Source organism: Spiroplasma melliferum KC3 (genome assembly GCF_000236085.2).
GTDB lineage: Bacteria > Bacillota_I > Bacilli_A > Mycoplasmatales > Mycoplasmataceae > Spiroplasma > Spiroplasma melliferum.
In genome coordinates this window covers 318209-333219 of record NZ_AGBZ02000004.1, presented here as the reverse complement: position 1 = coordinate 333219, position 15011 = coordinate 318209, and the positions used below count along the sequence as shown (strand labels likewise).

Sequence of the window (15011 nt, the reverse complement as noted above, 5' to 3'; positions counted from 1 at the left end):
TTAATCACCTACCTTTGTATCATTTTTAATTTGTTCTAATTGTTGCAATTGTTTTGGTTTTGTTACTTTCGCAGCCCGTGGATCTAATAGTCAAGTTTTTGCATAATGCGTTTCACTTACTTTAAACATTGGTGGTTCTAATAAATAATCAATTTTCATCGCATGCTGATTACGAGGAGCAAATGGATCCCCATATACTTTTGCAAATAATGATGGTGGTGAGCCAGGAATTGAATAAAGATCTTCACCTTTTTGACCAAATTGTGGTAAAGAAGATAATAGCGCTCAAGTATAAGGATGTTTCGGATCAAAAAAGATGTCATTTACTGTTCCATATTCAATAATTTGACCAGCATACATTACAGCAACCCGATCAGCAATATTTGCGACAACACCTAAATCATGGGTAATAAAAATAACAGTAAATTTATATTCTTTTTGTAACGATTTAATTAAATCAAGAATTTGCGCTTGGATTGTAACATCTAAGGCTGTTGTTGGTTCATCACAAATCAAAACTTTTGGTTGACAAGCTAAAGCAATTGCAATAACTACCCGTTGGCGCATTCCGCCCGAATACATTCCCGGAATATCATGATAACTCTTTTTAGCCTTTGGAATTCCAACTTTTTCTAATAATTCAAGCGCTGTTTTTTTGGCCATTGCTCGTGATAATTTACGATGTTTTCGTAATACTTCTGAAATTTGAAAACCAACTGATAATAATGGATTTAAAGATGTCATTGGATCTTGGAAAATTGTTGCTATTGTTGGACCACGTAATTTACTAATTTGTTTTGCCGCTTTTAATTTATTAATAAATTCAAAATTTTTAATTAAATTTCATTCTTCATAAACATTAGTAAAATTATTAGCATTTAATGGTTCACCAATAACCATTAACTGATTTAATTTGTTAATACGATAACGAATTCCATCGGTATAAGTTTTTTTACTAAAATAAGTTTGAATTTTACTAAATTCTGTTGGTGCAGGAATAATTCCTTGTTCAAAATATTTTTTTAAAAACTGGATATTTTTCCCTAATAACCGTTTTTCTCTTCAAGTTAATTTTTTAATTTTATCAATTTCATTATTATAATCAACAATTCGACTTTGTAAAAATTCAATCTTTTTTTGTTTTAATTCAGGGTTTAACAACATCTCTTGTTGATTTTTATATTCTTTTAATTGTGCATTAAGTTTTCCTATTTTATTATTAATTCGATTGGAATGACTAAAACCAATTTGTTTTTTTAATACTTCAATTTTATTTCGTAAAGCAACAATTTCTGCTTGTAAATTAGTTAATTCTAAACTATTAATCATTTTTATTTTTTGGGTTGTTCTAATAATTCGTTTTTTATTATACTTTATAATATTTTTTTGTAGGCTGTTATCTAATAAAATTTTATGAAAATCAACTAAATGAACTGGTTTTCGAAAATATGCGAAATCATCCGCTAAAATATTTTTCGAAGGCGAATAAACTATTGAACCATTACTAATTCATCCGTTACTTTCTAACATATTAGTAAATGTTTTGGTCATAACTGACTTGCCACTTCCCGACTCACCAACAATTGCTAATGTTTCACCATCATAAATATCAAAAGAAATATTTCGAATAGCAGTTAAAACATTAGCACGAGTTTTAAATTTTATTATTAATTTTTTAATTGAAATAACAATTTCTTTTTCCATAAAGCAATTTCTCCTTTAATATGTCATTTTTATTTATAATGGTTTTTGGGGTCTAATGAATCAGCAAATACTTTTCCAAATAAGAAGAATAAAACCGATGTTCCAGCAATAAAACAAATAGGAATAATTAATAAATGTGGATAATCTTGTCACTTACTAGATGCTAATACTTCATTTAAAATAAATCCTAATGTCGTATTTTCACGTCCTTGTACAAAACCAAAGTTAAAGTAATTTAATGTTGAATCAATTGCAATAGCCATTGGAACAGCAAAAGATGCTGTTTGAATAATTAATGGTAAAATTCGTGGCATAATATTTTTTGTCACAATTTTTGGTCCCGATGTTCCTAACATTTTTGAAGCAAGATTATATTCTGTATTTCGGACTAAAATAATTTGTACCCGAATAACCTCTGCCAAAGTAATTCAACTAGTAAGTGATACGGCAAAAATGATGACTGGCATTGTTTTACCTAAAGCAAAAATAATAATTAATCATAAAATTAATGTTGGTACTAAATTTAGAAATCGTGTAATTTCAATAAATAAAATATCAAATTTTTTATAAAACCCTCAAATTGAACCAACAATAACCCCAATTAAAATTTGAATTAAGGCAATTATTAATGTAAATAACAAGGTAGTTCGCATTCCAATTCAAATTTTATCTCAATAATTCTCACCATTCATTCCCAGTCCAAATAAATAAGTTGCATTTGGAGCTAAAGGTTGTTGATAATTAGGAATTGGTAAATCAGCAGGTAACGGATTCGCGATTTTACCAATTGGAACAATTGCTGTTAATAAGACAATTGCAAGTAATAATAATAAACAAACAATAAATGTTTTTTTAGCAATTAAAATTTGACCAACTACTTTTCAATAACGATATGATTTCGTTGAAATTCGTTCATTCTCTTCTAGTTGTGGCCCAACAATTTCAAATAAACTTGGATCTAAATTATTGATATCATAACTTTGAAAATCAAGTAACTCTTCATCTGTGACTCTTCGCATCATCTTGCTCCTCTCTTTATTTTGTTAATTTTACTCGTGGGTCTAATATCGCCATCATAATATCCGCTATTAAACTAGTAACAATTCCAGCCGTTGCTGTTAATAAAATATATCCCATAACAACAAAAGAATCCTTGTTTCCAACTCCCGACACAATAAATTTACTCATCCCTGGAATTGCTCAATTTTGTTCAGCAAAAATACTTGCTCCAAAAATTGTTGTTACAAAAGCTGCTGGTAATAACCGAAAAATTCGAATCCCCGCATTACGAAAAATATGAATATAGAAAATATAACGATTAGTCATTCCTTTTGATAGTGCAAACTTAGTATAATCGGCTGTCATTTCATCAATAACATATCGTCTTGTATTAATGACAATTGGTGGTGTTATCATTAAGAAAATTGCAAAAACTGGTCAAAACTTAGTATCAAAAGTTCCCGAGCTAAATAAACCATGAGCATAAAAAACATTAATTGAAATTAAATAAATCCCTACAACTAAAACAACTGGTGGAATTGCTAAAAAGATAATTGAACCAGCATTAATGGTATTATCAACACCACGTTCTTTATTTTTTGCAGCAATGATTCCTAACGGCACACCAATTAAATAAGCTAACAAAACAGCGACTGACCCAAAACCAAATGAATATGGAATTGCTCGTGCAAAGATATCTGATACTAATTCTCCTGGCTGTGCTACTGCTGTTGAAAAAACAACTCCTAAATAAAATCATGTTGTAACTTTTTCACCAACTAACTCACCAGTTATTGGATCAAAAGCGCTATTAACAATTATTGTTTTTTTAATAAAAGGCATAATATTTCGCAAATATGTTCCTAATTGACTTCAAATTGAACCATATACCCCAAAAATTTTCATTCTTTGTTCAAGCAAAGCATTATATTCTGGTGTACCTGGTAAAATATTTAATTTATCAATATCAATATCTTTAATATAAATATCATCGGGAGTTACTAACCGTAATAAAATAAAAATTACACAAATTGCTAACAACAAAGTAATAATTGCAAAAAAGATTCTTTTTAATGAATAACCTATTAATGGAAAACGATCAAAAAATTCCCGACGATGATGATTAATAATTGCCATTTTATATTTCATTTCAGTAAAAAGTGATGTTCGTTTATTTGTTTGCTGATAATTTAAATCAACATTAATAAACTTGTTATCATATTCTTTGCTAATATCAAAATTGGTTTTAGAAATATCTTTCTCTTTTTTAATATTTTTCATATATTTTTTCCCTCCCTAGTTTTAAGGAAAAATAAAGTGTCCCTTTTATCAACTTTTAATTAAATAATGTGCTTAAAATAACTTATTCAAAAATAATGTACTTGATACAAAATATAATTTTATATTATGTAATTATATTTTACTTTTTGAAAAAATACAATATAATTTAATAATAAATTTAAAAAATATTAATGTGAGGGCAATGATGGCAAAAAAGAAAAATATTTTTAAAGAATTACATCAATTAAAACAAGAAGAAAAAGAAATTCATGAAAAAGAAGTTAAAGAAATTGTTGAGGAAACATACCATAATCAAACAATAAAATTAGAAAATTATCAAAAACTAAAAAAAATTACTTGATATCATTATTTAATTGCTATTTTAACTAGTGCAATTTTACTTGGAATTAGTTTTTTATTAGGAATTTTTGCCTTTAAAGATATTAAAAAAACAGAATGAATTGTTGTTAGCTTCTTCGTTTTAATTTTATTAATCTGATTAATTTTAGGATGATATAAAAATAAGCAAGCCGCAGCTTACTTTAATGATCATCGTCGTCGTTACCAATCTACTTTAACTGATGAAGAAGCAATAATTAAAAAAACTCGAAAAATATTATTAATTATTGCTGGAATATTATTAATTTCTTCCCTAATTATCTTTTTTACTATTTAATTAGTTTTTATAACTATTTACTATTGTCTTACAACTAAATATTGTTTTAAATGTTATGTGAAACAACAAAATTATTAGTAATAACTATAACCTGCTCTTCAACTTACAACTCACTTACAAACCTCGTACAATTTATAATTTAACTAACCAACTCTAAATTCAAATTTACGCAAAAATGCAAACGAATCATTGACAATATGAATATTTATATTAAAACTATAAGCAAAGAAATTATAAAAAAAAATTTACAATAGTTTCATCCTGACATTTAACTTTTGAGCAAAATAATTCTACAACAAAAGATTGTTGCTTTTTAATGAAATTAACTTTATATTTATATCTATTAGCATTCATAAATGTGGAAAACTTACTTTTTAAATTTAGTGTATTCTTAAAAAAATTAAAAATAAGTTTAAAGATTAGCAACAAGGTTATTATTTCTCCTTTTTGTTCTAAAACACTAGCACTCTTAACTAATTCATCAAAATTTGTTTGATTCATATTAAAAACAAGATTACCATTACTATATGTTTCTAATTGATAATAATGTCAAAAATCCATTGTTACTTTCGCAAATTCTTCCAATTGTTGGTCAACTTTATCTTTTGGTACTAGGACATTAACAGGTGTTTTTAATTTCTGGCCTCTATACCCTCCTCCTTCCTCAGTCAATGGCATATTCTCAATGAACATATCCTCCAAATTAATATATGTTGCGACTCCTCTTACATAATAATCACCTATTTCTTTAAAAGAATATTTTTGTTTATAAAATTTTAAAAAATTTTCCTTGGTTAATTTGTTAGGATTATATCCTTCCTTTGCTCATTTTAATACTGAATCGTCTTTATAGAAGTATTTATTCTCTTTGAAAATATCATGCATTATGCCACTAATATTATTAAATCTATTAACTCAATAAAACATAATTTTTTTCTCTTTTACTTTTTGTTCAATCAATGAACGAAATACAGAAACCAAGGGCAAATCTACATAATTACTAAATTCTGTGATAATAATGTTATAATCTAGTTTTTTCAAAATATTATCAATAAAAATAGAAAAATATTCTGCAAGTTGTTTTATAATATTATGTAAAATATCAATATTATTACCGATAACTACGTTTTTATTAATGTTATCCTGCACTGGTGATAATTCTTTAAAGCGCACTTCATAAGCAATATTAACCTGGACTCTAATTCCTAATACTGCTTGGGGAGTATCTTCTAATAGTTTTGCTATGTTCTCAAAATTAATATTATACAAAGTAAATGAAATATCATTTTCTCCTAAGAATAATGGCATTGTATCAACATAATAATTTGAATATCGATCTTGTAAATCTTGATTCAAATTATTAAACTCTGCTTTAAAACCAACAAGCAACTGATGTAAAAAACGATATTTACTAATTGCTGTGCTCGTTAAAGTTAATAAACCATCATTTTTTGTTTTTAACTCTGTGACTAGTTCTTCAAATGATGATATTTGCTCTGGATATTCCTTAATAATATCAATCATTGTTTTTGTTTGTCATCATGTTGATAAAGTTTGCTTTGCTTCCTTTTTTATTTGATTTAAAATTTCAAGATCTTGATGACCTTCCATTTCATCCTCTTCAGGCTCATGTTTTGCTCGCACTGTACAACTAACAACACCTAAACTACTACCGAAACCTAAAACAAAAACACTAAAAATTGTTAATAACCGTTTCATCTAATTGTCACCTTCCTTTTGTAAGACACTTTTAATTATACTTATTAAAAAAAAAAAAAAAAAAAGCACCTTAGTGTTTTTAACAACCAAGTTGCTTAATATAAATATTTTTAAAAATAATTTGTCTTAACTATTTTCTTTAAAAGCAATGACTTCTATTTCTATTAAAGCTGCTTTTGGTAAAGCTTTAACAGCAAAAGTACTACGTGCCGGTTTATGCTCTTTAAAAAAGGATTCATAAATTTCATTAACAACAACAAAATCATTAATATCACTTAATAAAATTGTTGTTTTAATAACATTATCCTTAGTATACTTTGCAGCGGTTAAAATAGCATTAATATTTGCTAATACTTGTCTTGTTTGATCACTAATATTATCAACTAAAAGCATTGTTGTAGGATTTAATCCTAATTGTCCAGAAATATACAAAAACCCATTTGCAAGTTTAATCGCTTGGGAATATGGACCTACGGCTTGTGGTGCTTGAACAGTATGAATTAATTCCATTATGGTGTAATTGAATTAATAAATTCTTGTTCCATTACCGTATATCCTGCTTTTTCCAAATCAACAACAATCTTTGTTAATTCAATCCTCATATTAATATCAATTACTAAGCGAATAATTTCACGATTAATTTCAAGACTATTTTCTAATTGTGAATCAGAAATTTGATAAATTTGAACACCATGCGAATCAACAATATTAGTAATTTTACTAATATGTCCTTTCCCTAATGGGGCATCAATTTTTAAAATAATTCGACGACGTTGGTTAATTAAAGCACGGTTAGTAATATTTAAAAATGTTGTTACATCAATATTACCCCCTGATAAAACACAGGCAATTTTCTTATTTTTAACATTTAATTTATTAAATAATACTGCAGCGGTTGTTACCGCACCAGCACCTTCAGCAACAATTTTACAATTTTCAAATAAAAATAAAATTGTTTCTGCAATTTCTGCTTCTGAAACCAAAATAACATCATCAACATATTTATTTAAAATTTTAAAAGTAATATCCCCACATTGTTTAACAGCAATTCCATCAGCAATTGATAATTTACCTTGAACAGAAAATGGTTTATTCATTTTTCGTGCTTCATAATAACTTGGAACATTCTGTGTTTGTACTCCAATTAATTTGCACTTTGGATTAACTGCTTTAATATACGTGGCAATTCCGGATAAAATCCCCCCCCGCCGCCAATTGGAACAAGAACATAATCAAGATCTTGTAATTCTTCAAAAATTTCAATGCCAATTGTACCTTGGCCACTAATAACATCAATGTCATTAAATGCATGAACAAAAACTTTATCTTCTGCTTTAGCAATTTCTAAGGCTTTTTTATTGGCATCATCAAAGAAATCACCATGCAAAATTACTTCAACACCATAATTTCTTGTTGCATTAATTTTACTAATTTGTGCTGTTTGAGGCATCACAATTGTTGCTGGTACTTTTAATAAATTAGCTGCAAAAATAACCCCCTGTGAATGATTCCCAGCACTCGCTGCTACTACTCCTTTTGCAATTATTTCTGGTTTAAGTTCCATCATTTTTGCTAACGCCCCACGTAGTTTAAATGAACCAGCCCGTTGTAAATTTTCTAATTTTACATATACTTCATTGCCAGTAATTTGACTTAATTTTGTTGCAAAGATCAATGGTGTTTTAATAATATGATTTTTAATTTTTTTATATGTACTTTCAATTTTTTCTTTTGAAATATCAAATTCCATACAATTTGCTCCTTTTTAAAATAATTTGGACCTAGTTTAATTATAATAAAAAAAAATACTTTAATGCCCATTAAAATATTTTTAAAACCTATCTTCTTTAATTTTGTTGCATAATCCTACTTAAAACTTATTCTAATTGATTAACCTTGTTGCTGTTTCTTCAACTGTTTCTTTCGTAATTTACGATTAGTGGTCATATTGGGAGGTAACGTAATATTTAATTTTTGTAATAAAAAATCAAATGAAAATTCAACTTCACTAATTTTAGCAATCTTAATCCGTTTTTTTAATGCATATTGAGTGACATAATATAAATGTAATGGTGAATTTAAAACAAAATTTAACGAATTATTTGCTCGATCATATCAATTTGGTATTCGGTTTGAATTAAAATAACGAATCATTGCTTGGGGATTATTAGTCACCAAATAATAACTATTTTTAATATTAAAAGCAGCTAATTGTCCCGTATAAATTTGTGTTCCATTCATTACCATTGTAAATTCATCAATATAATCCTTAATTTCATCTAGTAAATGGGATGAAAAAAAGACAGTTTTACCACGTAGTGTTAATTGTTTTAAGTAAAAAATAATTTTTTTTCGATTATTAATATCTAATCCTGCTTCTGGTTCATCTAAAATTAAGATTTCAGGGTCATGAATAATACCCTGAATAATCATTACTCTTTTTTTCATTCCTGATGAAAACGAATTAACATCTTTATCACGGTGTTCTCAAATTTCTAATGATTTCATTAAGTATTCAATTCGGTCACGAAGATATCTCCCCCGCAAACCATTCGTTTTTCCTAAATACTTTAAAAAATTATAAGAACTAATGTTTTCAGGAAAAGTAACAAACTCAGGAACATAACCAATCATTTTTTTCATACTAATTTTTGTTGCTTTTTTCCCAAAAATTGTAATATCACCCTTAAAACCTTTTAAACCACCAATTAAAGATTTAATAAAAACTGTTTTTCCGCTTCCAGAAGCACCTAAAATGGCGTGTAATTTTCCACGACTAACATTAAAATTAAACGGACCAACAATACTATTTTTAAACTTTTTACTAAAATTACGCGAAGCAATCGCAACATCGCTAAGTACTAATGCATTATTATTCATGCTTTAACATCTCCTTCTTCCTGCCTTAAGTAATATTTTTGCGACGTAAAATTAAATAAGCATTAACTAAAAACAAACCAGATATTCCTAAATAAATATATAACAATAAATTAATATTTAAGAATGGAGGCACATCAAGGTCAACCTTTTTATCTTGTTTTAATGATATTGGGAAATCCTGATAACTCATTAAATAATTATTTTGAACATTAAAATTAATGTTGCTTCGTTGAAGTGGTTCAAATCAAAATGGAACATATGATAAAGAACTTGTTCAAATTTGATTTCAATGTTCAATAATATTAATTTTAGAAATTAATTCATACGTTTGCATTAAATCATCATATTTTTGTCATTCTGTATTTATTTTAAGTGGCACAGCTTCAAGTAATTTATAATCCATTATTTTTTTTAAAATATTAATTTCAATTTCTCTTAAAACATAAAGTGTTTTAATTTCAAAACCATCCTCAATTCTATCTTCAGCTCCAAAATAATTAAGAATTCAATCTTGAAAGTCAGGACCATTATCATATTCGGAATCAGCTGGTGAAATTCCAGTCCGAGCAAATTCGGCACGAAAAACATTTACTGGATTAAATCCATTTGGTTCTGACAATTTTCGGTTTTCGGTTCCTACCTTCCCATCAGATGATATTAAACTATAATAGGATTTATCTAAATCAAAGTAAAATAACGAATTTCCATTTAAATCATTTGTTCTAAGATACAACTCTCATGATTTTGCACTTTTTTCAATAAAGTTAATACAGTCAAGTAATTCTTGATGAATTTCATTATTTGGATCTAATTCTCCTGGTGATTTAAAAAAGAAATTTGTTGCAAAATTCAATTTCATTTTAAGATTACTTCCGCCAACTTTATTAATAATCTCAAAAATAGTTTCATCCTTATTATCATATTTATATTTTGTTATTTTATCTCACTTATTAAGTTGTTCAATTGTATAACTTTCTTCTTTCGGTTTTGTTAAACCTAATGATTGATAAAATTCTAATCGTTTAATTCGTAAACTAGGATCACTTGTAATATTTTCATAGTCGCGCGTTTTAAAAACTTTATCTAAATCATCGTAATCTCACGAATTATAAAAATCTCAAATTTTACTAGTCAAATTATTATATTTAATTAATTTTTTTTCTAAATTTCTTTTAAAATTAATTGTACTTTTAATAATAGGAACGGGATAATTTTGTTTAGTCATACTAGTTTCTATAAATGACAAATCAATTGTATTCGCTAAACTCATAATTAACGAATATGGCATCCCCCCAACTAAAAATAAACTACAGAAAATAACAACAATTAACAAAACTACTTGCGAATTTAAAAAAGTTACAGCAAATAAAATACCACTTGATGCAAAAAAAGACAATGCTAAAGAATACAAAAGTAATTTTAATAATAAATTTTGATAAACTTCTAAATATTCTGAATTATTATTAATTAAATAGCCAATATAACCAATTCCTAACGCAAACAAAATAATTGTTCCTAAGAAAAAGATAATCAAAATTCAAAGTGAAATTAATTTTAAGAAAAATAAAGTAAAACGAGAATATGGTTTGGAAATTAAGAGCAAATATGTACCATCTTCAAATTCTCGACCAAAAATTTTAATGATGACTAACAAAACAAACAATAATAATAAAATATTATTAAAAATAAAAACTCCATATTGAAAATTTTTTAAAAAATCGTAAATATTTGTTGAAGATAAAAAAAGAGTAATTGCAATTGCCCCAAATAAAACAAGTGACAACAACACTAAAACTCAAACTGCCATTGAACGGCGGATTTTAAAAATTGAAAATGATATTATTGAATATCATGAATTTGATTTACCTTTTCTAAGCATTCTATTCTCCATCTATTTTTTAAATTACTCAATTTATGCTTGTCAATTTTATAGCAGGATATTTGTACAATATATATTTTATCATTTTTTAATTTATTTTACTAGTATAGGTGATTTTTAAATTATATTTGATGGTAAAAAATAATTGGAACTTTTAACGATAAATTTTATTTGAGATAACAACAATTATCCCCTTTTTAATTAAAGATATAAATTTAAAACATACTTTCTATTAAAAATACGATAAAATTAAAATAGGAGGCTCTAAATAGAAAGAGGTCTTTCAGTATGAAGCGCTTACTAGCTGTTTTATTAACAGCGACTTTAACAATTGCTTCAACACAAATTGTTAATTTAAAAACTAATAATATAAATCAGACATTAGTTCCTCAAATTAAAAATGGAAATTAAAGATAATACTAAAATTCAATATTTATGACAAAAATCATCGATAAATGGAGAATATAGAAAAATTACTGAAAAACATAAAGTTGAAATTAATTTTAATACCAATAATAACGGTTTTTCTTATGTAGTAAATAATCAAACATTTATTAAAAATATAGAACAGTTTAATTCATATCTTGTTGGAAAAATAACATATGAAATTACAGAAAATTTCTTTAACAAGATTATGAATGCGAAAAGATGAAATAATATTGAAAATATTAATATAGCACATCGTATAATTAGTAACATAAACAAAACACTATATGATAATACAAATCCAAAAGATTTTGACTACTGGTCAAATGACATGGAAAAAAAATTAATTAATACTTCTGGTAGTTGCCCCGAACAAAGACCACTATATCCTACAAAAATAACAATTACAAAAACTTGAGAATATGCAATAACTATTACGAGTTTAGAACTAAAAACTTGAGAAGGATATTTAACATTTAAGACTATTGTAAAAACTAAAGATTTTATAATTTGTTATTAGAAAGGAAATAAAAATAATGAAAAAGATATTAAGTTTAGTAAGTATTTTAACAATAATTTGTGGTAGTACTACAAATACTGTTAGTTGTAATAATTTATCAGAAATAAAAGATATTTCTAATATTAATGAAATTAGTCCCTTAATTATTAATACTAATGATAAAAACCTTAATGATGTTTTTGCTGTTACAAAAGTAAATAGAAAGGAAATACAAATATTATTGGATCAACCTGATAAAGCAGTCATTGATAAAGCAGTCAAAAAAGTTCAACCATATGCTACACCAACTAATGATTATACATATAACATTTTTAAAACTAAAGATATCAAAGACACATTTATAGATATTAACTTAGAAAAAGAGCACTTAATTTATATTATCATAACAGCAAAAGAAAAAAGTCAATTACTTAAAGGCGAAACTGATTTTATCAAATTGCAATTAATAAAAAAATAGGTTTATCACCTATTTTTTTAAACTAAATTAATATTACTACAAAAGCGATTGTTTTATTGTTTGCTCAATTATAATAATTTCCCACTGCATCAAGAGCATCTTTTAACATAATGCTACTAACATCTGTCGTATTTTTCTGGGATAAATTAGTAAGTTGTTTTAAGGTTTGAACTAACTTTTAAAAGATGAATAATATTTTGTTCGAAGATCACTTAACAAAGTGTTATATTTATTAATTGATTCATCTGATGCTTTAGTATATGAATCATTCATCATCATTGCTAGCTAGTCATTCCATAAATACTAATATTCATAATTGATGCCATTAATGCTGTCTCAAAAACATCCGCATTCTGCATTGTAGCATTATCTGTATTACCTGCAATTCTGGTTTAATTAAAGCAATATCTAATGCTTGTACTTCAATTAAATTAAGCGGATTCTTAGTAAAATCATAGCTATATTGTGAAATATTAATTATTTCTTTATCAATAATTTTTTCATCAAGATTATTTTCTTCTAAAAGACATCTTTATTCTCATTTTCTTTATGATTATACCCTTCATTCTCAATAACATCTTTATTCTCATCTTTAACTTCATCAACCAGATTATCATTACTTATAAAACTTTTAGAATTAACTAAATTAGAATGCGATGATTGTCGATGCATTTCATAACCAATAACACCAATACCACTTGTTAATAATAACAGAGAAATAACTACTAAAATTCAAAGTCAATGTTTGCTTTTTCGTTTAACATTAGTAACTTGAATAACTTCTGCATTAGAAACCGGAATTGGTAGAAATGAACCTGACATATTATCATCAAATAATTCTGAATTATCGTTAACTAAAACATTTGAACTTTTTTTATCATTTAAACGTAATATAACATCATCAATAATTTGTTCATTTAAGGTTAAACCTTGTGGAAGATATTCTGGCGCAACATTATCATGCTTAATCTCTGACTTTAGCAAATCTTCTTTTCAAAATAATGTATAAAAATTATTATTACATTTAATAATTGCAATAACCTTTGAAGCAAGTGTATTAATTTGATCTTTTAAATAATATTTGAAAAACATTAAATTATTAATTTCTTGCGGATTATTATTCTTAACTTCTTTTATTGCTTGTGCTAATTGATTTCAACATTTATTACACATTTCTTCTTCGGCAATATAAAAAATATCTTTCAACATAAAAACTCCTTACATAATTAATTTAAAATCATTTAATACATTTTATAATTATTACATCCTAGAATTTTCTTATGGAACCATTTTTTTCTACTATAATTATACCATATTTATGATAAAAAAGGTATTTAATTATACCACATTTTTAATTTAAAAATAAATATTTTAATCAAATTATTAAAAATAAATAATAAATTGCTAAATAATAAAATTAATGCAAATAATTTTTATTAACTACTAGAATAAAATTGCAAATAAAAACCGCTAATCAAGCGGTTTCTATTAATATGTATAATTAACTAAAAGTTACGTTAATACTACCAGTATAATATTCTGATTTCTCATAGGCAGTAATTGTTCCACTTTTTTTATCCGGATTAATATCTAAATATAAATCATTTAATAAAGCACTTAGTCGATTTAACTGACTAACAAAATTAACACTAATAAACATCATCATTACTTGTAAAATGGTTACCTTTGGTAATTTGCCTAAATTTGTTGTTAAGTTCATTTGTCCCAAATCTTCTTTTACTGTTGGTGGTTTTGGTGCCACAACAGTAAAATGTACTTTAACTGAACCATAATAATCTGTTGCTGGGTTATTATGTTCCGATCAGTGGTCATTTCCTGAAATTAAAGTTGCGCCAGTTTGATCAGGTTCAACTTCAATTTTATCAACTTTGTCAATTTGTTTGTTTCATATAGCTGATGTTTGTTCACCAATAAAAAATTCACCAAACTTATCTAATTCTGAAATAAGTTGCATATTGTTAAAAATAATGGCAATTAAAATTGTTTTTGGTCGTGCATCAGTAATTTGACCTAAATCAATACTTTTTACTTTATCAGCTAAATGATTTGAAGTTGTTACTGTTTTATTAATTTTTATTGTATTTAAAGTTGTTCCATCACTAAAATTTAATTCATACTGACCATTGCGATACAAATCAATTTTATTAACTGGTTTTGATTGATTATTAAATTTATAATTTTTTATTAACTGTTCAAAGTTTCATTTTGTTCCTTTAAACAATTGTGCCAATTGTTGTAATAATTCAGGAATAGTCTGTTTATTATTTTGGGGATTAATTGTTTTAAAATCAATTCCAGCAAAACCAGTTACTTCAACTGGTAAAACTGGTGGAGCAATTGGAATATTATTTCAATTATCATTTTTAGTACAACTAACTACAGACATTACTGGTCCTGAAGTTAAAATACCAATCGCAATAGTTGCCAGTAATTTTTTCATTTTAATTCC

15 protein-coding genes are annotated in these 15011 nt (G+C 26.0%); 4 read left to right on the top strand and 11 right to left on the bottom strand.

All coding sequences use genetic code 4. From position 1 onward, the window contains the following. The 3 genes from oppD to oppB are packed head-to-tail and all read right to left on the bottom strand — an operon-like array spanning position 1 to position 3984. Positions 1–1704: an oligopeptide ABC transporter ATP-binding protein OppD gene (gene oppD, locus SPM_RS06950; protein WP_004028706.1), complete on the bottom strand. Its 1704-nt coding sequence runs from the start codon at positions 1702–1704 to the stop codon at positions 1–3. 29 nt (positions 1705–1733) lie between these two features. Next, complete coding sequence (gene oppC, locus SPM_RS05885) at positions 1734–2726, bottom strand: oligopeptide ABC transporter permease OppC (protein WP_239643304.1); 993 nt, start codon at positions 2724–2726, stop codon at positions 1734–1736. A 13-nt stretch (positions 2727–2739) separates the two neighbouring features. Beyond that, positions 2740–3984: an oligopeptide ABC transporter permease OppB gene (oppB, locus tag SPM_RS05880; RefSeq protein ID WP_004028704.1), complete on the bottom strand. Its 1245-nt coding sequence runs from the start codon at positions 3982–3984 to the stop codon at positions 2740–2742. A 205-nt stretch (positions 3985–4189) separates the two neighbouring features. Here oppB and SPM_RS05875 point away from each other — a divergent pair, with 205 nt between their 5' ends. Then, on the top strand, positions 4190–4660 hold the full coding sequence (locus tag SPM_RS05875; RefSeq protein WP_004028703.1) for a hypothetical protein: 471 nt from the start codon (positions 4190–4192) through the stop codon (positions 4658–4660). A 231-nt stretch (positions 4661–4891) separates the two neighbouring features. Here SPM_RS05875 and SPM_RS06880 read toward each other — a convergent pair whose 3' ends face one another. The 6 genes from SPM_RS06880 to SPM_RS05850 form a co-directional block, all read right to left on the bottom strand. Further along, positions 4892–6379 carry a hypothetical protein gene (locus SPM_RS06880; RefSeq protein WP_004028702.1) on the bottom strand — a complete coding sequence of 496 codons (1488 nt, stop codon included), beginning with the start codon at positions 6377–6379 and terminating at the stop codon, positions 4892–4894. A gap of 126 nt (positions 6380–6505) precedes the next feature. Then, positions 6506–6889: a Rid family detoxifying hydrolase gene (locus SPM_RS05865; protein WP_004028701.1), complete on the bottom strand. Its 384-nt coding sequence runs from the start codon at positions 6887–6889 to the stop codon at positions 6506–6508. Continuing rightward, a complete protein-coding gene (locus SPM_RS06945; protein WP_277422116.1) occupies positions 6889–7527 on the bottom strand; it encodes a pyridoxal-phosphate dependent enzyme in 639 nt (212 codons plus the stop codon). The genes SPM_RS05865 and SPM_RS06945 overlap by 1 nt, the downstream gene beginning before the upstream one ends. After that, positions 7524–8129: a pyridoxal-phosphate dependent enzyme gene (locus tag SPM_RS06940; RefSeq protein ID WP_004028699.1), complete on the bottom strand. Its 606-nt coding sequence runs from the start codon at positions 8127–8129 to the stop codon at positions 7524–7526. Before SPM_RS06940 ends, SPM_RS06945 begins: the two co-directional genes overlap by 4 nt. A 140-nt stretch (positions 8130–8269) precedes the next feature. Beyond that, a complete protein-coding gene (locus tag SPM_RS05855; RefSeq protein WP_004028698.1) occupies positions 8270–9259 on the bottom strand; it encodes an ABC transporter ATP-binding protein in 990 nt (329 codons plus the stop codon). A gap of 25 nt (positions 9260–9284) precedes the next feature. Continuing rightward, positions 9285–11138: an ABC transporter permease gene (locus tag SPM_RS05850; protein ID WP_004028697.1), complete on the bottom strand. Its 1854-nt coding sequence runs from the start codon at positions 11136–11138 to the stop codon at positions 9285–9287. Between the two features lie 288 nt (positions 11139–11426). Here SPM_RS05850 and SPM_RS06935 point away from each other — a divergent pair, with 288 nt between their 5' ends. Genes SPM_RS06935 through SPM_RS05840 form a run of 3 tightly spaced genes read left to right on the top strand, consistent with a single transcriptional unit; the run spans position 11427 to position 12541 of the window. Beyond that, positions 11427–11549, top strand: a complete 123-nt coding sequence (locus tag SPM_RS06935) for a hypothetical protein (RefSeq protein ID WP_004028696.1) — start codon at positions 11427–11429, stop codon at positions 11547–11549. Continuing rightward, the gene (locus tag SPM_RS05845) at positions 11539–12084 is read left to right on the top strand and encodes a hypothetical protein (RefSeq protein ID WP_004028695.1); all 546 of its coding nucleotides are present in this window, start codon (positions 11539–11541) and stop codon (positions 12082–12084) included. Before SPM_RS06935 ends, SPM_RS05845 begins: the two co-directional genes overlap by 11 nt. 16 nt (positions 12085–12100) lie before the next feature. Beyond that, positions 12101–12541, top strand: coding sequence for a spiralin (locus SPM_RS05840; protein WP_004028694.1), 441 nt, complete (start codon positions 12101–12103; stop codon positions 12539–12541). Between the two features lie 519 nt (positions 12542–13060). Here SPM_RS05840 and SPM_RS05835 read toward each other — a convergent pair. Then, positions 13061–13750: a hypothetical protein gene (locus tag SPM_RS05835; protein ID WP_004028691.1), complete on the bottom strand. Its 690-nt coding sequence runs from the start codon at positions 13748–13750 to the stop codon at positions 13061–13063. Between the two features lie 292 nt (positions 13751–14042). Next, positions 14043–15002 (bottom strand): hypothetical protein, encoded by a 960-nt coding sequence (locus SPM_RS05830; protein WP_004028690.1) that lies wholly within the window; start codon positions 15000–15002, stop codon positions 14043–14045. Positions 15003–15011: the final 9 nt, after the last annotated feature.